Here is a 21,234-nt window from a genome sequence, read left to right as displayed (position 1 = left end):
AATGGAGAGGTATGAATACCAGCGATAGTATTGTAATTATTCCTACATACAACGAGAAGGAAAATATGGAGAAAATCGTTCGTGCGGTTTTCTCCTTGGACAAGTGTTTTCACATCTTGGTCATCGACGACGGCAGCCCCGATGGTACTGCCCAGATAGTCAAGCGCCTTATGGCCGACGAGTTTGGCGACCGCCTGTTTCTCATCGAGCGCAGCGGCAAACTCGGACTCGGCACCGCCTATATCACCGGTTTCAAGTGGTCGCTTGAGCACAATTACGACTACATCTTCGAGATGGATGCCGACTTCAGTCACGACCCTGCCGACCTGCCACGCCTCTACTCTGCCTGTCATGACGAGGGCTACGATGTAGCTATCGGTTCGCGCTATGTGAGCGGTGTCAATGTCGTCAACTGGCCCATCGGGCGCGTGCTGATGAGCTATTTCGCGTCCAAGTACGTGCGCATGGTCACCGGCTTCAAGGTCCACGACACCACCGCCGGCTTCAAGTGCTATCGCCGCCGTGTGCTTGCCACCATCCCCCTCGACGAGATACGCTTCAAGGGCTACGGCTTCCAGATTGAGATGAAGTTTACCGCTTACAAGATAGGGTTCAAAATCAAAGAGGTGCCCGTCATCTTTGTCAACCGTCGCGAGGGTGTCAGCAAGATGAGCGGCGGCATCTTCGGTGAGGCTTTCTTTGGTGTGATGCGTCTCCGTTGGGACGGCTGGTTCCGCCATTATGCCGCCTTACCCAAAGCCTGAGCCATCCCTCTCTTTGAGTGAAGCGATTTCACGCCTATGACGATAGAAGATTTAAGCAGACTCTACGGAGCGTGCCCGCAAGCGGGTGCGCTCGTTAAGGTTTTGGCCGAACCTGCCACCCGCCATATCTATATACAAGGTGCACAGGCGTCGGCCACGCCTTTGCTCTTTGCCTCGGTGGCCGACAGAGTGGCCGTCCCCGTGGTCTTTATCCTCCCCGATGCCGACGAGGCGGGCTATTTCTACCACGACCTTACTCAGATTATGGGCCAGGAGCGCGTGCTCTTTTTCCCCTCGAGCTATCGGCGCTCCGTGCGCCACGGCCAGCGCGATGCCGCCAACGAGATATTGCGCACCGAGGTGCTCGGCCGTCTCAGCTCGCGCAGCAGTGGCGACGTGCTCTATGTGGTCACCCACCCAGAGGCTCTGGCCGAGATGGTGGCGTCGCAGCAGAACATCGACGACCACCGCATCCATCTCACCACGGGTCAGACCATCGACATCACCGATGTCGCCCATCGCCTGCGCGACCTGGGGTTCGAGATGGTCGACTATGTCTATGAGCCAGGTCAGTACGCCCAGCGCGGCAGCATCATCGACATCTATTCCTACTCGAGCGAGTATCCCTACCGCGTCGACTTCTTCGGCGACGAGATTGATACCATCCGTACCTTTGAGGTCGAGGACCAGTTGTCCAAGGACCGCAAGTCCGAGATAGACATCCTGCCCGAACTTGCCCAGACTGCCACCGAGCGCGTGTCCTTCCTGCAGTTCGTGCCCGACGATACGCTGCTCGTTGCCCCCGACTTCGACTACGTGGGCAGCGTGGTGGCGCGCGTTTATAGCGAGGGTTTCTCCTCCCAGGCTCTCACCGAGCGGCTTGAGGGCGCCACCGAGATGGAGCGCCAGCAGATAGAGCGCGAGATGCGGCGCGAGTGGGCTCTCTGTCCGCCGTCGCAGTACGACACCCTTCAGGCACGCCTCCGCCACGTGTGGTTTGGCATGAATGTGGGCGCCCATGCCGATGCCCAGTCTGGCGCCACGGCTACCATCGCCATGAACATCACCCCGCAACCCCTCTTCCATAAGAATTTCGACCTCCTGCGCCAGTCGCTCGAAGACTATCTGCTCCAGGGCTACCGCCTCTTTATCCTTGCCGACAGCGCCAAGCAGCAACAGCGTCTGCGCGAAATCTTCGCCGAGATGGGCAGCGACCGCGAGCGCTCCCACCTTGACGCCCAGCGTACCGGCATCGACTTCGAGGGCGTCGACAAGGCCCTCCATAGCGGTTTTGCCGACAATGCGCTGCGCATCTGCTGCTTCACCGACCACCAGATATTCGACCGTTTCCACAAGTACAGCCTCCGCAGCGACCGCGCCCGTTCCGGCAAGATGGCGCTTACCATGAAGGAGCTCTACGAGCTCGAGCCTGGCGACTTCATTGTCCATGTCGACCTCGGCATCGGCAAGTTTGGCGGCCTGGTGCGCGTGCCCGTGGGCGACAGTTATCAGGAGGTGATACGCATCATCTACCAGCACAACGACAAGGTCGATGTCTCCATCCACTCGCTCTATAAAATCAGCAAGTACCGCCGCCAGGACACCGGAGAGCCACCCCGCCTCTCCACGTTGGGCACCGGCGCCTGGGACCGTCTCAAGGAGCGCACCAAGAAGCGCATCAAGGATATTGCCCGTGACCTCATCAAGCTCTATGCCCGTCGCCGTCACGAGAAGGGCTTCCCCTTCAGCGCCGACTCCTTCATGCAGCACGAGCTCGAGGCCAGCTTCCTCTACGAAGATACCCCCGACCAGCTGCGAGCCACCCAGGAGGTGAAGGCCGATATGGAGCGTGCCCGCCCCATGGACCGCCTCGTCTGCGGAGATGTGGGCTTCGGCAAGACCGAGGTCGCCGTGCGCGCTGCCTTTAAGGCCGCGTGCGACTCTAAGCAAGTGGCGGTGATGGTACCTACCACCGTGCTCGCCTTCCAGCACTACCAGACCTTCCGCAACCGTCTGAAGAACTTCCCCGTGCGCGTAGACTATCTCAGCCGTGCCCGCACGGCGCGCCAGACCACCCAGGTGCTGAAAGACCTGGCCGACGGCAAGATAGACATCCTCGTGGGCACCCACAAGCTCATCAGCAAGACCGTCAAGTGGAAAGACCTGGGTCTGCTCATCATCGACGAGGAGCAGAAGTTTGGCGTCTCGACCAAGGAGAAGCTGCGCACCATGAAGACCAATGTCGATACGCTCACCATGTCGGCCACCCCCATTCCCCGTACCCTGCAGTTCTCGCTCATGGGTGCCCGCGACATGAGCGTGATGCGCACACCGCCGCCCAACCGTTATCCCGTGCATACCGAGGTCGACACCTATGGCCACGAGGTCATCGCCGAAGCCATCAACTTTGAGATGAGCCGCAACGGACAGGTGTTCTTCGTCAACGACCGCATCTCCAATCTACCCGAGATAGCCAACCTCATCCACAAGTATGTGCCCGACTGCCGTGTGGCTATCGGCCACGGCCAGATGCCGCCCGACGAGCTCGAGCAGGTCATCATGGGATTTATCAACTACGACTACGACGTGCTGCTCTCTACCACCATCGTCGAGAACGGCATCGATATATCCAATGCCAATACCATCATCATCAACGATGCCCACCGCTTTGGTCTCTCAGACCTGCACCAGATGCGCGGAAGGGTAGGCCGAAGCAACCGCAAGGCCTTCTGCTATCTGCTGGCTCCCCCCAAATCGCTGCTCAAGCCCGACGCGCGCCGCCGGCTTGAAGCGCTTGAGAATTTCTCTGAACTGGGCAGTGGTTTCAACCTCGCCATGCAAGACCTGGATATCCGCGGCGCCGGCAATCTGCTGGGTGCCGAGCAGAGCGGTTTCATGGAGGACCTTGGGTATGAAATGTATCAGAAGATACTTTCCCAGGCGGTCACCGAACTCAAGAACGATGAGTTCCAGGACATCTATGCCGACGAGATGGCTGCCGGCCGCGACATCAGCGGCGAGTTTGTCGACGACTGTGCCGTGGAGAGCGACCTCGAGATGTACTTCCCCGACACCTATGTGCCCGGCTCGAGCGAGAGGATGCTGCTCTACCGCGAGCTCGACAACATTACCGACGACCGCGAGCTCGACGCTTATCGCCAGAGGCTCATCGACCGCTTCGGACCCATCCCCCACGAGGGCGAGGAGCTCTTGCAGGTCGTGGCGTTGCGCCGGCTGGGCAAGCGGCTTGGCTTCGAGAAGATTATCCTGCGTCAGGGCCGCATGACGCTTCAGTTTGTGGGCAACCCAGACAGCGTCTACTACAAGAGCACTGCCTTTGGCAAAGCCATCAACTACATGGCTGCCAACCCGCGGCGCTGCGAGCTCAAGGAGGTCAAGGGCCGACGGCTCATGCACGTGGCGCAGATAGCCACCGTGGGCGATGCCGTGGCTCTGCTGCGCGAGATAGACAGCCAGACGCCCACCTCATTCAACGCTTGACACATTATGATTATACTCTTTTCGGTCTTGATCTATTTCGGGCTGCTGCTGGCCTTCAGCCGGCTCACCACGCGCGGCTCGAGCAATGACACATTCTTTCGCGCCAACCGCCGTTCGCCCTGGTACATGGTGGCGTTTGGCATGGTGGGCGCCTCCATCTCCGGCGTTACCTTTGTCTCAGTACCCGGCATGGTGGGCGCCAGCGACATGACCTATCTGCAGACCTGCATGGGCTTTATCCTGGGCTACATTGTCGTGGCTTTTGTGCTGTTGCCCATCTACTACCGCTACGACCTCACCACCATCTACACCTACCTCAGTCTGAGGCTGGGGCGCTGCTCCTACCTCTCCGGGGCTTCGTTCTTCCTGCTGTCCAAGATGACCGGCGCCGCCGCCCGTTTCTATGTGGTGTGCATCATCCTCCAGGAGTTTGTCTTCGACAGCATGGGCATACCCTTCTACATCACCGTGCCGCTGCTGGTGGTGCCGATATGGCTCTACACGCGCCGTGGCGGAGTGAAGACACTGGTGTGGACCGATACGTTCCAGACCCTCTGCATGTTTGCCGCCCTGATACTCATCATCGTCCATGTCACCGATGCCCTCGACATGAGCCTCGGCCAGGCGATGGGCGCTGTGATGGACAGCGGCCACAGCCGCGTGTTTGTCTTCGACGACTGGGTGTCGCGGCAGAACTTCTGGAAGCAGTTCTTCAGCGGTGTGTTCATCGTGGTGGTGATGACCGGACTCGATCAGGACATGATGCAGAAGAACCTGACCTGCAAGACGCTGCGCGAGGCGCAGAAGGACATGTGCAGCTATGGCGTGGCGTTTCTGCCCGCCAATGCGCTGTTTCTCTCCCTGGGCGTGCTGCTCATGATGCTTGCCCAGCGCACGGGCGTCGATGCCTCGGGCGACCAGCTGCTTCCTGCCTTTGCCGCCTCGGGAGAGCTGGGCATGGCGGTGGTCGTGTTCTTCACCATCGGCATCGTGGCGGCGTCGTTCTCCAGTGCCGACTCGGCCCTCACCTCGCTTACCACCTCGTTCTGTGTAGACATACGCGGGCGGGCCAACGACGAGCGCCTGCGCCATCGTGTTCACGTGGGTATGGCTGTGGTCTTCGCCCTCTTCATCCTGCTCTTCCGCGTGTTCAACAACACCAGTCTGCTCGACGCTATCTACGTCATGTGTTCATATACCTATGGTCCGCTGCTCGGCATGTTTGGCTTTGCGCTGCTCACCCGCCGCACGGTGCGCGACCGCTGTGTGCCCTATATTGCCGTCGCCTCGCCCCTCATCTGCTTTGGCATAGACACCGCCACCACCGCCCTCTGCGGTTATCACTTCGGCTACGAGCTGCTGATGCTCAACGGCCTCCTCACCTTTGCCGGCATGTGGGCGGTGAGCCGCAAGGGCGACGCCCAACCTCACCCCACGACCGGGCTGCAAGCATAGACCAGCCTTACTGCCACAGGCAACGGCCTTACCATAACCAGGGCTGGACTTCTCACATGGAGTCCAGCCCTCTTCTTTGCCGCAGCCTCGGTCGCAGCCAGCACCGTCTCCGTCTCGGTCAGATGCACCGATGTGCTGATGGCCTTTGGCGGCTCGTATCGTATGTCACGTGAGTACGTGTCGGAAGTCACGGGCCCACGTGACATACGATACGAGCCTACGTAACATAAGGTACGAAGCAGCCATGGTGGTGAATATGGTGGCTGTCAATAGCTTTTGCGGGTGTGGCGATGTCCTCTCGTATTGCTGTGGGTTGCGCGGTGGTCTGGCAGTATTGCTTGTGTCGGTCTGTCAGTGGTGTCGGAAGGTGGCAGGGCTTGCCGCCGCGACCGCGATGGGGCAGGGCAGTGGTGCGAAAACAAAAGTCAGCCATTCTCCCGTTGCCGGGCGGATGGCTGACTGTGATAGCTATGGTCTTAAGTTACTTCTTAATCTGCTTGGAGTTGTGGGCGAATATCTGCTGTTTCTTTCCGGCTTTTGGCTCGGCCACCTTGATTTTGGTGAATGAGCCGCGGTTTACGTCGTCGAGGACGATGGCTGGGCGGTAGTCGGCCTTGCGGGCGGTAAGGCGCACGTTGCGGAAGGTCACTCCGTCGGCGTGGCGCACGTAGAAGCCCCAGGCGGGCAGCTCCTTGTGCTGGGAGAACTCAGGATAGGCGCGAGGCATCTCGGGCACCTTGTCGAGTTCGTCGGTTCCCACGCGGGCGTAGTTGGGGTCGCCTCCGCCGGGGTAGACTATCTCCACATTCTCGATGCTCACATTGGTGATGTGGTTGTTCTCAAGTCCTACGATGGCCGAGGGCGAGATGTTGCGTGGGTTGTCCTCGGTAGGACCCTCATACTCGTATCCGGCATCGGGCTTGGTGCCGGGCACCTCGGCATATACGTTGGAGATATGCACATTGTCCATACGGCTGCGGCCGGGCTTGTTGGTGTCGTCGTTGACCTCGATGAGTTCATGGGCATCGCCACGCCGCTGGCCCACAACGAGATAGATGGGGTTGCCGGTGTTGATGGAGCGCAGACTGTCTACGATGATGTTCTCCACGTGTCCGCCGTCCACCGCTTGTATGGTGATGGCCGAGCGGAAGGTGTCGAAGATGGTGTTGTTGACGATGCGTATGTTCTTGAAGCCGCCTACCGATGCGGTGCCAAACTTGATGCCGCTGGCGCTCGAGCAAGCCTTGTTGTTGCGCACGGTGATGTTCTGGCAGAGGCTCTTGGCATCGTGCGACTTGAGGCAGATGGCGTCGTCGGTGGCGTCGACGTAGCAGTTCTGGATTAGCGCTCCGTTGCAGTCTACGATGTCCATACCGTCGTTGTTCCAATAGGCGCGGCTGTGCACGGTGATGCCATCGATGACGAGGTTGGTGCACTGGTCGTAGGTCTGGGTCCAGAAGGCCGGATTCTGCAGCGTAATGTTCTTGACGGTGACATGGTTGCACTCACGGAAATAGATGAGCTTTGGGCGGTTGGCCACGCGGCCCAGCTTGAGCGGGTCGTTGATGATGCCGTTGCACGCCTGTGCCAGGAAGTTGTTGGCGAGCGCGCGGCCCTGTCCCTCGATTACTCCCTTGCCGGTGATGGCTATGTTGTCTTGCTTGTTGGCGAGGATGAGTCCGTACCAAGAGTTGAGCTCCATGTCGTAGTCGTAGGGATTGGTCGACCCCACGAGTATGGCGCCTTCACTGAGGTGCAGGGTGACGTTGGACCGCATGTGGATGCTGCCTGTGAGGTAGCGGCCTACGGTGAATACGAGTCTGCCACCGCCCTGCTGTGCGATATAGTCTATCGCCTTCTGGATGGAGCGGGTGTTCATGGTGGTTCCGTCGCTCTTGATGCCGAAGAGGGTCATCTGGTAGTCTTTGGCGGCGACGTTGGCGGCGGCGATGGTCATCAGCGCTGCCAGTATCAAATGTCTTATCTTGCTCATAGTTTTATGCTGTTGGGTAGTAGGTTAATAACGGGGCTGTGTAAGACAGTCTTTGACAGTCATCTTTCCACACTCCTTGGCCTCATAGAGAGGCATGGCGGCGTCGGAGAGACCCAGGGTCACGGCTGTGACCTGGACATTGTGGCAGTGGTCAAACTGCAGTGGCGGGCAGGCATAGTTCTGCAGGGGGACGCCGCTTGTCTGCACGCCTTTGCAGCGGTCGAGGGCGATGAGGGCAGGCACCTCGGCATTGGCGTCGGCGTATCCGCGAGCGGTCTGCTCGGCAATGTCGGCGATGAGCGCGCGGCTGTTGCCGTCGATGATGCCCTTGCCGGTGATGGCTATGTCGTGCTGTCCCTGGGCATGGATGAGTGCGCGGCGGGGGCTGCCCTTATGGTCGTAGACCGAGGGAGAGGCCATGAGCACGGCTCCTTCGTGTATCACGAGGGTGACGCCCGATTTGAGCTCGATGCTTCCGGTGAGGTAGCGGCCTACATAGAAGACGAGGCGTCCGCCGCCTTGGGCAGAGATATAGTCTATGGCATGCTGTATGGATCGGGTGTTGTTGGTCACTCCGTCGCTCTTCACGCCGAAGGCTACAGCCTGATAGTCTTTGGCCATGGCCGAGATGGAAGTCAGGGCCAGCAGGGTGGCGCAGAGCAGAGTCTTTATCTTGTTCATAATAGTTATGGTTTAGGTGTTACTTGTTGCGTGTAGAGTGGTATAGCACTTCCTGTACCTTGCCCTTGCTGTCGGGCTCTATGTACTGCATGTCTTTCAGAGTCAGCCCCTTGACGTCGTCGGCAACGATAGCCGGACGGTAGTCGTGCTTGAGGGCTCGGAAGATGATGTTGTCGAAGGTGACATTCTCGGCATGGCGCAGATAGAAGCCCCATGCGGGCAGCTCCTTGAACTGGGAGAACTCGGGGTAAGACTTAATCATCTCGGGGATGCTGTCGAGGTCTTTGGCCGTGGTGCCGCGGTAGGCGAAGAGCGGGTTGCCGCCGCCGGGGGTGACTATCTCGATGTTCTGCAGCGTCACGTTCTTGATTTTGCAGGTGGGGATGCCCACTATACTGGCCGGCGAGATGTTGCGCGGCATATCCTCTACCGGTCCTTCATAGCTGTAGCCAGCGTCGGGCTTGAAAGAGGGTATCTCAGCATAGACATTGCGGATGGTAATGTTGCTCATGGATGGGCGCTTGCCCTTGTTCCATCGCTCGCCGGTACGCAGGAAGATTACGTTGCCGGTGTTGATGGACCGCACGCCATCGACCTCGATATTGTCGATGATACCTCCATCGACAGTAGCGAAGGTGATGGCAGAGCGATACGTGTTATAGATGGTAAGATTCTTGACTTTGAAGTTGCGGAAACCTCCGCGTGATACGGTGCCAAACTTCAGACCGTTGGCACTGGAGCGGCCCACACAGTCTTCGACCACCACGTTCTGGCAGATGTGGTCGGCAGAGTGGGACTTGAAGCAGAACACGTCGTCGGCAGCGTCGATGGTGCAGTGGCGTATCACCACTCCGTCGCAGTCTACGACGTCTATGCCGTCGTTGTTCCAGTACGACTTGCTGTCTACGGTGATGCCCTCGACCAGCAGATTGCGGCACTGGTCGTAGGTCTGGTTCCAGCTGGCGGGGTCGCGCAGGGTGATGCCCTCGACCACCACGTTGTCGCACTCACGGAAATAGATGTTCTGCGGGCGGTTGCCCTCATAGGGGCGGCCGTTGCGCAGCGCATCGTCGTAGAGTCCGCGGTTGATGATATCCACCTGGTTGTAGGCGGTCTGTGCGCCCTGTCCGTTGATGGTTCCCTTGCCACGGATGGCGATGTTCTTCTGTCCGAAGGCAAAGATGAGCGACTGCCAGTTGACCACGGGACTCTTGTCATAGTCCCAGGGATTGGTAGAGCCCAGCAGTTCGGCGCCGTTTTCAAGCATCAGCGTGACATCAGACTTCAGATAGATGGTGCCCGTAAGGTAACGGCCCGGCGTAAACACCAGGTTGCCGCCTCCGTGGCTGCTCACGTGGTCGATGGCATGCTGGATGATGTTGGTGTTGAGCGTGATGCCGTCGGCTTTGGCTCCGAAGTCGGTAACGCGATAGTCCCCGGCATTGGCTGTGACGCTCAGGAGTGTGCAGAGCACACAGAGCAGACTTTTAGTAATAGTTCTCATGTCGTAGATAGTTATGATTCTCGCCGCAACATGGCCGCGAGTGGTGATTGTTAGATTTCTTTACGCCTACAAAATTAACAATAATCGCCTTCTCATGTGTGTGATTTTTGATATTTGCCCCCCGCTATTTGTTTCCCATCACGCAAATTCCCCCGACACTGACCGCTGAGCCAGAGTCGGGGGAAACAGCTATATATATTATAATAAGGTGTACGTCTCAGCCAACCCTATCGGTTGAGATAGCGCTCGGCCTCGAGCGTATTTGGTTTCATCGTACGATGGAAATCAGTTTGCAGCCCAGTGCAGTCTCTATCTTCGCTATGGTTTGCATGGTGAAGTTGTGTCTGCCCGTCAACCATTTGGATACTTCAGAATCTCGCTTGTGCAGCAAGTGGGCAAAATCCTTCTGAGTGAGGTTCTTGCTTTTTAGAACTTCGCTGATGCGCTCTGCTATTCCAAAGGAAAGGTCAAATTCTGCTTTCTGCTCAGCTGGTATAGCGGTGAGGCACTGTCTGAACAATTCATTCTGTATCATAAGCTGTATGTTATATTTCAAAAGTAGCACTTTGAATATCGGTTATCATATTTTTCTCAATGGTAACTTTGCCTGACTTTTGTGCTTTGACAAGCACCCTGTCAAATGTCTGCAAGTCCATCACATAACCGCTTAGTTTCTCATCCTCTTGATATGTGCGTGTATTCTTGATGCCGCCGTTGCCAAGTATGAGAATTTGGTCAGATATGCGTAGACAGTAGAGTCGCAGTCTGCGTGAGTCGATAGCCAAGGCTTTGACATTGTAGTTCATTCTGCCTTCATTACGGAAAAAACGTTCAAGGGCACCTTTGTCAATGATCTTGGATAAAGCCATAAGGATAACATTAAAATCCTTGTTATATGTGGCATTATCCTTAAATTCAATCAGGAACTTTTCGAACTCGCTTTCTTCACTTCCGTCGAAACAGATAGAGAACATGCCTACGTTATCATTCTGCTCTATGGTTTTTAATGAAATTGTCGTCATAGTCGTATGGGTTCTTGTTGCTGCAAAGGTAAGTATAATTTCTTATTTAATTCACTTTTGAGTGAATAATTTGTGCTTTTGGCTATAAATAATCACCTATATAACACACAATTCACCACTTGCTTCAATCAAGAAGCATGTGGTGAATTGTGTAGATATTGCAGATGGAATGTCAGATACAGTATCTGTAACCAGTCTCAGCCAACCCTATCGGTTGAGATAGCGCTCGGCCTCGAGCGCGGCCTTGCATCCGCTGCCGGCGGCTACGATGGCCTGACGGTAGGTGGGGTCGGCACAGTCGCCGGCGGCAAAGACGCCTTCGACATTGGTGCATGGCGAGGCACCGAGGGTCTTGATGTATCCCTGCTCGTCCATGTCTATCTGTCCGCGGAACTCGTCGGTGTTGGGCTTGTGGCCGATGGCGAGGAAGAAGCCGTCGATGGGGAGATCGTAGTGACGCTCATCGGCTTCGCCACGTCGTGCCACCAGGTGGGCACCCTCTACGCCGTTGTCGCCATAGAGTCCTTCGGTGTTGTGCTCGTAGAGGATTTCTATCTTTGGATTTTCCTCGACGCGGCGGCGCATGATGTCAGAAGCGCGGAGGTAGGGCTTGCGCACTATCATATAGACCTTGGTGCAGAGATTGGCCAGATAGGATGCCTCTTCGCAGGCGGTGTCGCCGCCGCCCACTACAGCCACCACCTTCTTGCGGTAGAAGAAGCCGTCGCAGGTGGCGCAAGCCGATACGCCCATGCCGTTGTACTTCTGCTCATCGGGCAGACCTAGGTATTTGGCGCTGGCGCCGGTGGCTATGATGATGGTGTCGGCCTCTATCTGAGTGCCGTCGTCGATGGTCACGATGTAGGGACGCTTGGACAGGTCGGCTGCCGTCACCACGCCGTCGCGGATGTCGGCACCGAATCGCTCGGCCTGCTCGCGCAGTTCCATCATCATCTGGTTGGCATCGACGCCCTCAGGATAGCCGGGGAAGTTTTCGACGATGGTGGTCTGGGTGAGCTGACCACCCGTCTGCAGACCGCAATACTCGATGGGCTGCAGATTGGCGCGGCCGGCGTAGATGGCGGCTGTATAGCCAGCGGGGCCGCTGCCGATGATGAGACATTTGGTATGTTCCACGTTGTTATTGGGCTAAGAGTTTTTCTATTTCCTTGCTGATGTTGTCGAGGCTTTCGGTGGGCTCGAAGCGGGCTACCACCATACCGCGCTTGTTGATGAGGAACTTGGTGAAGTTCCACTTGATATCGCTCTTCTGCTTGTAGTCAGGGTCTGCCTCGCTGAGCATCTTGTCGAGGACTGGGGTGAGGGGATGGCTCTCGTCCCAGCCGGCAAAACCGCGCTGCTCCTGCAGAAAACGGAAGAGAGGGTCGGCATCGTCGCCGTTGACCTTGACCTTCTTGAAACGGGGGAAGTCGGTGCCGTAGGTGAGTTTGCAGAAATTGTGGATAGACTCATCGGTACCGGGGGCCTGCTGGCCAAACTGGTTGCAGGGGAAATCGAGGATTTCAAAGCCCTGGGTGTGATATTTCTGATAGAGGGCTTCGAGTTCCTCATACTGAGGAGTAAAGCCACACTTGGTAGCGGTGTTTACTATGAGGAGCACCTCGTTGGCATACTCGCGCAGCGATACCTCCTTGCCTTTTCTGTCTTTGACAGCAAAATCGAAAACGGTTTTCATCTTGTTTACTATAAATATCAGTTATATGGCGACAAAGTTACTTATTTCTCACGAGATGGAGGAAACGTAAAGCAGAGATTTTTAGATTATTTAGGGTTTTCCCCATCAAGAGTAGGGATAAACCCACCAAAGAATATTCATTTTCCATTGGCGTTGTCAGGATATAATGCTAATTTTGCAGCATAACAATAAGCAATAACAACTAAAAAGATACGATTATGAAAAAGTTAGCAACCTTGATGACAGCCGTGGTGCTGGTGATGATGTCGGCGACGATGGTGTCGTGTGGTGAGAGCGACGACTATGACTACTATTTCGACCTCGACAGAGCTTTGACTGAGTATTTCAACCGTTATGGTGACTTCGGTACCGACGACCGTACTACTGCCGACTGGTTTGACCACTATTATCCCTACGCTTCGGACTATGACTACCGCTCGTTTATCAATGCGGTAAATGCCGACATAAACAACTCGCGCACCACCATGGCGCGCTATCTCAACGGCGAATGGGAGGGCCCGCTGCGCATGTACTTCAAGAACCAGGCCGGGCAGACCGTGTATACCGACTATCAGGTGATATGGCACTTTGAGCTCAGTGCCTCGTCAGACGTCAAGGGCCGCGGCACGGAGTATCGCTACAATGAGGACGAGGGCGAGACGCGCACCAATTTCTCTTGGTGTGTCAACGGATATGGCGGCATTGAAATCTCCTACGACCCCAGCCAGTCGGGCCAAGACCCTGTCAATATGCTCATCGCCTACAACAATCTGGACAAGCTGAGCACCACACAGTTTAAGGGTACGAGCGTGGGCGTGAACATCGAAGAGGAAGACGACTTCAACTTGACCAAGCGTCTGCCCCAGCGCGTCAAGGGCGAGACCACCGCAGTGGCCGCCGGAAAGACCTTTGGCGGCAAGAAGGCTGATGGCAAGACCGCTCCCGTGGAGCGCAACATCACGATAAAGAACGGACACAGATAGACCACTGCAGACCACGACGACCAGGGCGGCCATCCCGATGATGAGGGATAGCCGCCCTGTCTGTTGTTAGGGACTGCGGGCAGAAACGCAGCCGCCATACCGACAGTGACTGCTGTCACGGGCAGAGCAACAGCCGTTATGCTGATAGCAGTCGGGGCTGTGGACTATCAGCCGGCGGCAGAGGAAAACACTGGGATGGTGGTGCTGAAAGTGGATGCAAACCGTGAAATGGTGAAATCGCGGTGCGCAATAATCCTGTCAAGCCATGAACTGATGAAATCAAACCCCGCAACGAGGTCGTTTGCGGTCGCCATGCAGAATGGCTCGTAGGCCGACCGGGCGCGAATGATGGCGGGGATGAAAACGGCAAGCGCTCCTTCGTCGGCATGGTGCCTGGGCGAAGGAGCGCTTATGGTTATGTCTGTCCGTCGGGGCAGGGGAGTGTCAGAGTCCCCAGCTGATGGGGCTAATCTTGCCCTCTACGCGGTTTTCGATATCATCGGGCAGATTGCAGAAGAAGTCGATGCCGGTAAGGTTCTGGAGTTCCTTGACGGTGATGGCATGGTCCTTGACGGCCGATGTGTCCACCTTCTTCTGGTGCTCTACCCAGAGCGCAATAGCCTTGTATTCGGAGCCCGTCTTCATGAGCAGCGCCATGTAGAAGTACTTGGGCACGATGAGTTGGCCCTTGACGCGCTCCATAATCTGGCTTTCCTTGTCGATGGTTCCGCCTTTGCACACGAAGAGGGTGTCACCGTCCTTGAGCGATTCGGCCTTCTTGCGCACCCAGCTCTCCATACGCACCCAAATGCCCTCATAATTCTGTCCGGCATTGAAGTCGTAGTGCTGGGGCTGGATGTTGCTGTAGTAGAATGTAGTGTGGTTGGCTTCGCGCGAGTATTGGATGTCGGCAGAGGCAATCAGATGGCCACGGGTGTAGCCCGAGCGGGTGTACATCGCATTGGTGTCGCTGAAGCGCATGGCTGTGGGCAGGTTGGGGTCTTCCTCGAAATCTCCCACGCGACCTGCGCCGCCCTTGATGGTCTTGTTGGTCATGGCGCAACACGACCAGCGGTTGGACTTCTTCTTGTAGTCCCACTCGCAAGAGTAGCTCACGTCCTGCGCACCCGATGTGTGATGGACGAGAACGATGCTGTTTTCGCTTGCCAGCTTGGGAAACTCCAGGCGGGTAATCTCTTTGGGGGTCATCGATGTGGGGATGTTGCGGTTGGTGTTGACCACCTTGTTCTGTCCCTGACCTGGGTCAGATGGTCCGTCATCTCCGCCACATGCGACAAGCGTCAGCATGATGACAGCCGCAGAAAGAAAGGAAAGGAATTTGTTCATTGTTATAAAGCTAATAGATAGAAATGGCATGAAAAAAAGTGCTGTCTAACGCATATGCAACTACGTTAGAACGCACTTTAGCATGGAATGAATATATTCGAAAGATATATTACTTCTTCAGCTTACCGTAGCGGTTCATGAAGCGGTCAACGCGACCTGCGGTGTCAACAAGCTTGCTCTTACCTGTGTAGAAGGGGTGAGAGGTGCTTGAGATTTCAATCTTTACCACTGGATAAGTCTCGCCTTCAAACTCTACTGTATCATTAGTCTTGCATGTAGACTTTGTAAGGAACATATCGCCGTTGGACATATCCTTGAATACGACGGGGCGATAGTTTTCTGGGTGAATACCTTGTTTCATTTCGTTTATTGTTATTTGTTTATAAATTGTCCGAATACGTTACGGAGTGCAAAATTACTGCTTTTTCGCTTAACTGCCAAATGTTTCGAAATATTTTTTGTCTCCGAGGGTGATAATTGGCGTGGCTATGGGTGCGCGGGCGTCGAAGAGGGTGGCGCAGACTGTCGCAGCGGGCGCTATGGGCGTGGGCTCCTGGTGCAGGACGGCTCTGGCAGAGGCACCGGTGGTCTCCACTGATTCGGCATGGCCCCTATATATATAATAAGGTGTAAACAAAATATCCCGTATCATCGCTGAGGATGATACGGGATATAGTATGATTCAGGATGCTGTGTCCTTACTTGGCAAATGTGATTTGCATAGACTTGATGCGCAGCTGCTTGGGCTGACCTGTACCCTCGGCAGCGTCGGTGATGGTCACCTTGGCTGCATTGATTTCGCTGAAGGTGTAGGTGAGGTTGTTGAGAGTAGCCTTGCCAGGAGAACAGGTGGCCTTGCCCTCTGCGGTGTAGTTGACACCGTTGTAAGCGTCGCACTCTACCACGATCTTGGCAATCTTCTTGCTGCCGGCGTTGATGGTAACAGAGTTGCTGGGATACATACGGATGGTACCGCCACCAGCTGTATAGTACTTAGGAGCGTTGGCGCCTGAGCCCTTGCTGAAGGAGAAGCCGATGCCGTTGACGGTCACCTCGGTCACGTCGGCAGCATTGGTGCTGGAGATGTCGCCAGCCTTGATGGTCACGTCGCTGCCAGTAGCTTCGCCGCCACCGCCTTCACCGCCGGTGCTTCCGCCATTCTTGGTCCATGAGTAGATGTAGCTGGCTCTTGAGGCAGTCTCGAGAGTACCGTTGTAGTTGGTCACCTTACCCAGGATGACTACATCGTCGCCTACGCTCAGCAGGTCGCCGGTAGTGTACTTCTCGTTGTTGAGGTAGAGGGTGCTGTAGATGATAAACTCGTTGGCAGCCTTGCCATCGTCAGAGATATTGAAGGTGGCTGTACCGAACTCTGCAGAGAAGTTGTACTTGATGCTTGAGATCTTGCCCTTGATGTAAACCTCTTCGGTAGAAGTCTGGCCAGACTCCAGCTTGCCGGCAAATGCCTTAGCGCCCAGAGCGTTGTAGGGGTTGTTCTTGGTACCGTCGCCCTTGGCTTCGCCAGTAGTGGTGCCACCGGTTTCGCCGCCGCCTTGGGTCTTGCCGTTGAGAGAGTAGATGTAAGAAGTACCCTTGCCCACGGTCTCGGGGGTATTGCCCTTGAAGTTGACAAACTTACCATAGATGATAACCTCGTCGCCCACCTTGATCTGGTCGGCAGAAGTAAACTTCACATTGCCCAGATAGAGGCTCTGGAAGATAAGAATCTGTCCGTTCTCGGTGCCGTCGTCAGAGATATAGTAGTTGGCGTTGCCGAATGTGGCAGTCTCTACGCTGTTGATCTTGGAAATCTTACCCTTTACATAGAGGGCGTTCTCTGTGGGAACGTCGGCAGGCAGAGCGCTGACCAGCTTGAGGGCTGCAGCCACGTTGTAGGGGCTCTGCAGGGTACCCTCACCTTCGGGAGTGCCGGTGGTGACAGATGACTGGCCATTGCGTACTACAATCTTGCTGCCCTGTGTCACCTCGTACTTGCCGCTGTAGTTGATGAGCTTACCCATAACTACAACTTCGTCGCCTACATTGAGGTCGTCGGTAGAATTAACCTTGGCGCCACCGAAGCCCATGCCACGGTAAACCAAGAGCTTGTTGGAAGCGTCGGCCTTGTCAGAGATGTTGTAGGTGACATTGCCAAAAGAGTTGGGGAAACCGTCGGTCTCATCGATAGAGGTAACGATACCCTTGATGTAGAACTGCTTCTCGGGGTCGAAGTCGCCGCCGGCGATTACTGCGTTGGCAGCAGCCACATTGTAGGGAGACTCGAGTGTACCCTCACCCTCTGCGGGGAGGTCAGGATTGGTGGGGTCGGTAGATCCCTGTGGATAGCCGTAAGGCATAGGAACGTCTTCGCAGCTACAGAAGCCAAAGGCGATAGTGGCCAAGGCAAGCATTGAATAAATAAGTTTTTTCATATCTTTGTTTCTTTTATTTCTTAATGATGTGTTACTTTATGGATATAATCTTGTTGCCAGCGTTCATCTCTGGCTCGGTGCCGTAGAGGGTGAGCGTACCGGCAACGACAACCTTCTGGCCTACCTTGATCTGGTCCTCGGCGGTGAATTTCTCTCCACCGATGTTGTAACCACGGAAGACGGTGAGGTTGTTGGCGTCCTTGCCATCAACAGATATATAATATGTGGCATTGCCATAGTTGCCGGTATCGACCTCCTTGATTTTTGAGATGATGCCTGTCACATAGTACTCCTTGGTGGCTTCGTAGGCGCTCTTGGCGATGAGGCTCAGGGCGCGTGTCACGTCGATAGGTGACTCGGCTGTGCCCAGACCAGTGCCGTCGATGCCTGCAAATGGATCGTCGGCCACAACATCGTCGAGCGAACGTATCTGGATCTGCCAGGTGTCGTTGAAGCGAGAGAAGATACCGGTAATCTTAACCTTGCCAGTGGGCAGAACGGCCTTGGCAAACTTGGCATAAGTGCTGGTACGCACTACAATCTTCTTTTCATCTAAACCCTTGAGCGCGCGGTTGGCGCAGTTGCTGGTCAGAGTCACGCTGCCGTCATCGGGAGCATAGACAGCCTTGCCGTCGGCGGCTGAGAACTCCACGCCACTGATGGTCATCAGTCGGCTGGCGTTGGCGTTGATGTAGCTTGCGTCGGCAATCTTGGTCACATCAAACTCGGTGGGAACCACCTGAGAGGGGTCGGCGGTGCCGATAATCTTGTAGTGCTGGGCCCACTCCTGACGGTTCATGCGGCCGATGCCGAGAGTACCGTTGGCGCTGGTATATACAGTGCCAATCTGAGCCTTCTTGCGGTAACCGCCGATGTAGAGACCCTTGAGCTCTACGAGCACTTCCTGACCTACGGGCATGAAACCGCTGGTTCCACCCTGGCCTACGGAAACCTCGATGGCTCCAGTGGCGTCTTCGATAGAGATGGTGTTGTAGAGGTTGCTCTGAGCATCGTTTCCGGTCACGCGGCCCTTAATCTGGATGCTCTTCTCCACCTTCTTGTAAGCACCATTGGCGATGATGAACTTGAAGTCTTTGCTTTCCTTCAAGTCACCGATATTCATCACATTGGTTTCGGCAATCTGGCTGTTGCCGAAGGGGTTTTCTGTCATGTTGGGGTCTGCATAGTCGCTGCCCATACACGAAGCGAGCAGGGCGCAGAAGCAGGCGGCCAATATCTTGTTCATATATTTCATATCGCTGGTGAGTTTTAGAATTTGTATGCGATGTTCAGCAATCCGTTAGGACCAAAGGCATAGAACTTCTTGGGGTTCTTGGAGAAACGGTAAGCTCTTACCTTCTCGTTAGAGTAGTCGCTTCGGCTCTGCTCGAAACCACCGGTAACGATATCGCGGTTGTTCAGGATGTTGGTTATAGAGAAGTTGATTGAAATCTGACCCTTCTTCAGACGGATGAGACGGCCCACGCTACCATCGAGCATGAAACCACCCTTGCCTTCTTCCTGGCTGATGGCCGACTTGCGCAGATTGCCTTCGTTGTCATACACGTCACCATAGATGTTCTGACGCTTCTTGAGCGAAGACTCGTAGCGGTAGCAGGGAGAGTAAGAGAGGTAGATGCGGTCATAGTAGTTACCGTTGAGGTCGATAAACCAACCTTTCTGGTGGTAGCTCAGACCGAGGCTGAGAGCGGTGAGAGGAGTGCTGGCCTCGTGCATATCTTTATTATATACGGTCTCGGTCTCGCTGTATGCACCCTCGGTAGAGATGAGGTAGCGAGCCTGTGCGTTGTTGATGTTCTTGGCCTCGCTTACGGTTCCGAGCATGTTGATGTCGAAAGCCGAAGAGAGCTTGAACTTCAGTCCAGCCTCGACGCCATAGAATTCTTTCTTGATACCGGTCATAGACACGTAAGAGAATGAGTTGATATCGTCGAAGTAGAAGTTCTGCCACTCGCTGACGTGGTCCATACGGTTGTAGTAGGCGTTGATGTTGGCGTGCAACCAGCTGTTGTTGAACTGGTAGCCGATTTCGCTTGTCAGCACATGCTCGTCCTTGAGGTTGAGCACGAAGTCGTTGTTCATCTCAGGTGAAGCGAATGCAGCGTTGGCCTTGGGGGCGTTCCACTGATAACCCATACCTACGAGGAATGTGTGTCCGTTTCCGGCATTGTAGGTCAGGCTACCCTTGACACCACCTTCGCCGAAGCGTGCATATTCTCCCTTGCCGTAAGAGTTGTTGGCAAAGAGACCATTGCGCATGTGGCCTTCGCGGCGCATCATGACACCACCCAGGCGGCCTGCTACCATCATGTGCAGACGGCCTACAGACTTCTGGTAGTTGGCCCAGACGTTGGCCTTGTGTACGAAGATGTTGTAGTTGTAACCGAAGATGTCGCCATTGTACACCAGACGGCCCAGGTTGTTGGGACCTGCGCTGTTGAGGTCATACTGAGTCTCGTCAGAGCCGGGAGCATACTTGCCCACAGCATAGGTGTTGATGTTATGGTATGACTTGGCACCCAGCAGGTCTTCCATGGTCTGGTAGTGGTGACCGTTGTTGGTCGAGAGTACCAGTCCCACGTTCCACGAAGCGTTCTTGCTCTGCTTGGCAGCCAGAGTAGAAGCCAGTGTGAGTGTGGCGTTGTCTATGTTCTTGGCCTGGATGAAGTAGAGGGCGTCGGCGCCGTTCTTTGATACCTGGCTGTTGGCATAGTAGAGCTGGTTCCAGTTGATTTGCTGGTTGATAGGGTTCTGCCAGCTGTCATAAGCCTGCTTCCAGTTGTTGGCAGCCGACTCTGTGCGATAAGCGCTGTACAGAGGGTCGTCGCCCCATACATAGAAGTATGAGCTGGGCAGATTCTTCCAGTAGTCAGGATGGGGGTTGTCAGCATTGTTGTAGTTCAGTCGGGTACTCTTGTACATACCGTAGCGTCCAAATACGGTAGTGGTGAGCTTCATGTCCTTGTTGATGTCCCAGTCCCAGGTGAGTACTGCCGAGGGAGAGTATTCTGTCACCACGCGTGAGTTGCGCACATGGCCGTTCTGATAACCCCAATAGGAGTTATAGTAGCGGTTGTCAGTGAGCCAGTATACCTCATCAGTAGCACAACCCTGTGCGCCACGTTCAGTGGGGTTACCCCATGTGGCAAACGACAGAGAGTGGTTGTCGCCTAAGAGCTTTTGGACGCCGAAGAAGTAAGACAGGGCATTGTAGAATGTACCCTCTACATATCCGCGCTTGGCCCAACGATAGGTGAGGCTTGCAGATACAGCCCAACCGTTCTTGTTGAAGCCTGAGTTGTAATTGTACATTCCGCGGAAGTTGTAGTTGCGGTTAGCTGCCGATACGGTTGCTCTATGGCCTGCTGCCATGTTGCCCGAACGGAAGTCGTAGTTGTTGCTGCCGGCCATCGAAGGCATGCCAAACTGGCAGTCCTCAAAGGGAAGAGCAAAATCTACATTCTTGGTCTGCTGGTTGAGACCGCCAATCTGAGAGTAACGGAACTGTCCCGATTCCATGTCGTTGACAGGAGCCCCATTGATGTAAATCTCATTGTAGCTCTGGTTTAACGCACGGTAACGGAATCTTACGGGTGAGAACAGATATCCCACGCCGCTGGCATAGAGGTTGGAGTTGGAGTTGAGGATGCTGATATTCTGTGTCATATCATCATCGTCTCCCAACTGTGCCTCTGTAAATGTGAATGCCGATTCGTCTATGGGCTTGGTGGTCTGCTTCTCGCCTGAGGGCGTTTGGGCGAAGGCCAACGGAGCATAGCACAGGGCAATCACTGCCAATTTAAGCTTTCTTTGCATAGTTGAATATATTTATAAT

18 protein-coding genes are annotated in these 21,234 nt (G+C 55.3%); 5 read left to right on the top strand and 13 right to left on the bottom strand.

Annotated elements, in window-relative coordinates:
• Positions 1 to 11 precede the first annotated feature (11 nt).
• The 3 genes from CIK92_RS07290 to CIK92_RS07280 are packed head-to-tail and all read left to right on the top strand — an operon-like array spanning position 12 to position 5,720.
• Entirely contained in the window at positions 12 to 764 is a 753-nt protein-coding gene (locus CIK92_RS07290; RefSeq protein WP_094388647.1) for a polyprenol monophosphomannose synthase, read from the top strand.
• A gap of 36 nt (positions 765 to 800) precedes the next feature.
• Positions 801 to 4,265 (top strand): transcription-repair coupling factor, encoded by a 3,465-nt coding sequence (mfd, locus tag CIK92_RS07285; protein WP_094388646.1) that lies wholly within the window; start codon positions 801 to 803, stop codon positions 4,263 to 4,265.
• A 6-nt stretch (positions 4,266 to 4,271) separates the two neighbouring features.
• Positions 4,272 to 5,720 carry a sodium:solute symporter gene (locus CIK92_RS07280; protein ID WP_094388645.1) on the top strand — a complete coding sequence of 483 codons (1,449 nt, stop codon included), beginning with the start codon at positions 4,272 to 4,274 and terminating at the stop codon, positions 5,718 to 5,720.
• Positions 5,721 to 6,201: 481 nt separating this feature from the next.
• Here the strand turns inward: CIK92_RS07280 and CIK92_RS07275 are convergent, their stop codons facing one another.
• The 7 genes from CIK92_RS07275 to CIK92_RS07245 form a co-directional block, all read right to left on the bottom strand.
• A complete protein-coding gene (locus tag CIK92_RS07275) occupies positions 6,202 to 7,713 on the bottom strand; it encodes a glycoside hydrolase family 28 protein (protein ID WP_094388644.1) in 1,512 nt (503 codons plus the stop codon).
• A 24-nt stretch (positions 7,714 to 7,737) separates the two neighbouring features.
• Entirely contained in the window at positions 7,738 to 8,394 is a 657-nt protein-coding gene (locus CIK92_RS07270) for a glycosyl hydrolase family 28 protein (RefSeq protein ID WP_094388643.1), read from the bottom strand.
• 19 nt (positions 8,395 to 8,413) lie between these two features.
• Positions 8,414 to 9,898, bottom strand: a complete 1,485-nt coding sequence (locus CIK92_RS07265) for a glycoside hydrolase family 28 protein (RefSeq protein WP_094388642.1) — start codon at positions 9,896 to 9,898, stop codon at positions 8,414 to 8,416.
• A gap of 268 nt (positions 9,899 to 10,166) precedes the next feature.
• Positions 10,167 to 10,433 carry a helix-turn-helix transcriptional regulator gene (locus CIK92_RS07260; RefSeq protein ID WP_094387383.1) on the bottom strand — a complete coding sequence of 89 codons (267 nt, stop codon included), beginning with the start codon at positions 10,431 to 10,433 and terminating at the stop codon, positions 10,167 to 10,169.
• A gap of 10 nt (positions 10,434 to 10,443) precedes the next feature.
• A complete protein-coding gene (locus CIK92_RS07255) occupies positions 10,444 to 10,920 on the bottom strand; it encodes a hypothetical protein (protein WP_094388641.1) in 477 nt (158 codons plus the stop codon).
• 207 nt (positions 10,921 to 11,127) lie between these two features.
• On the bottom strand, positions 11,128 to 12,057 hold the full coding sequence (gene trxB / locus CIK92_RS07250; protein ID WP_094387382.1) for a thioredoxin-disulfide reductase: 930 nt from the start codon (positions 12,055 to 12,057) through the stop codon (positions 11,128 to 11,130).
• 4 nt (positions 12,058 to 12,061) lie between these two features.
• Positions 12,062 to 12,616 carry a glutathione peroxidase gene (locus tag CIK92_RS07245; protein WP_094387381.1) on the bottom strand — a complete coding sequence of 185 codons (555 nt, stop codon included), beginning with the start codon at positions 12,614 to 12,616 and terminating at the stop codon, positions 12,062 to 12,064.
• Positions 12,617 to 12,834: 218 nt separating this feature from the next.
• Here CIK92_RS07245 and CIK92_RS07240 point away from each other — a divergent pair, with 218 nt between their 5' ends.
• Positions 12,835 to 13,599 (top strand): hypothetical protein, encoded by a 765-nt coding sequence (locus CIK92_RS07240; RefSeq protein WP_144289370.1) that lies wholly within the window; start codon positions 12,835 to 12,837, stop codon positions 13,597 to 13,599.
• 138 nt (positions 13,600 to 13,737) lie between these two features.
• On the top strand, positions 13,738 to 13,929 hold the full coding sequence (locus CIK92_RS07235) for a hypothetical protein (RefSeq protein WP_094388639.1): 192 nt from the start codon (positions 13,738 to 13,740) through the stop codon (positions 13,927 to 13,929).
• A 114-nt stretch (positions 13,930 to 14,043) separates the two neighbouring features.
• On the opposite strand, the gene CIK92_RS07230 is transcribed toward CIK92_RS07235, so the two are convergent.
• The 6 genes from CIK92_RS07230 to CIK92_RS07210 all read right to left on the bottom strand — a co-directional run bounded on the left by CIK92_RS07230 (position 14,044) and on the right by CIK92_RS07210 (position 21,215).
• Complete coding sequence (locus CIK92_RS07230; RefSeq protein ID WP_158214754.1) at positions 14,044 to 14,946, bottom strand: DNA/RNA non-specific endonuclease; 903 nt, start codon at positions 14,944 to 14,946, stop codon at positions 14,044 to 14,046.
• Between the two features lie 109 nt (positions 14,947 to 15,055).
• Positions 15,056 to 15,307, bottom strand: coding sequence for a type B 50S ribosomal protein L31 (locus tag CIK92_RS07225; RefSeq protein ID WP_022309912.1), 252 nt, complete (start codon positions 15,305 to 15,307; stop codon positions 15,056 to 15,058).
• Positions 15,308 to 15,376: 69 nt separating this feature from the next.
• On the bottom strand, positions 15,377 to 15,598 hold the full coding sequence (locus tag CIK92_RS13405) for a hypothetical protein (protein WP_144007745.1): 222 nt from the start codon (positions 15,596 to 15,598) through the stop codon (positions 15,377 to 15,379).
• Between the two features lie 46 nt (positions 15,599 to 15,644).
• Positions 15,645 to 17,378: a hypothetical protein gene (locus CIK92_RS07220; protein WP_144289369.1), complete on the bottom strand. Its 1,734-nt coding sequence runs from the start codon at positions 17,376 to 17,378 to the stop codon at positions 15,645 to 15,647.
• 31 nt (positions 17,379 to 17,409) lie between these two features.
• Entirely contained in the window at positions 17,410 to 18,624 is a 1,215-nt protein-coding gene (locus CIK92_RS07215) for a DUF5689 domain-containing protein (RefSeq protein WP_254046019.1), read from the bottom strand.
• A 23-nt stretch (positions 18,625 to 18,647) separates the two neighbouring features.
• The gene (locus CIK92_RS07210; protein WP_094387375.1) at positions 18,648 to 21,215 is read right to left on the bottom strand and encodes a TonB-dependent receptor; all 2,568 of its coding nucleotides are present in this window, start codon (positions 21,213 to 21,215) and stop codon (positions 18,648 to 18,650) included.
• Positions 21,216 to 21,234 lie beyond the last annotated feature (19 nt).

Source organism: Prevotella sp. P4-67, from assembly GCF_002251325.1.
In the GTDB taxonomy this organism is placed as follows: Bacteria; Bacteroidota; Bacteroidia; order Bacteroidales; family Bacteroidaceae; genus Prevotella.
The sequence above is the reverse complement of the archived record's forward strand: the minus strand, read 5'-3'. Positions and strand labels throughout refer to the sequence as shown.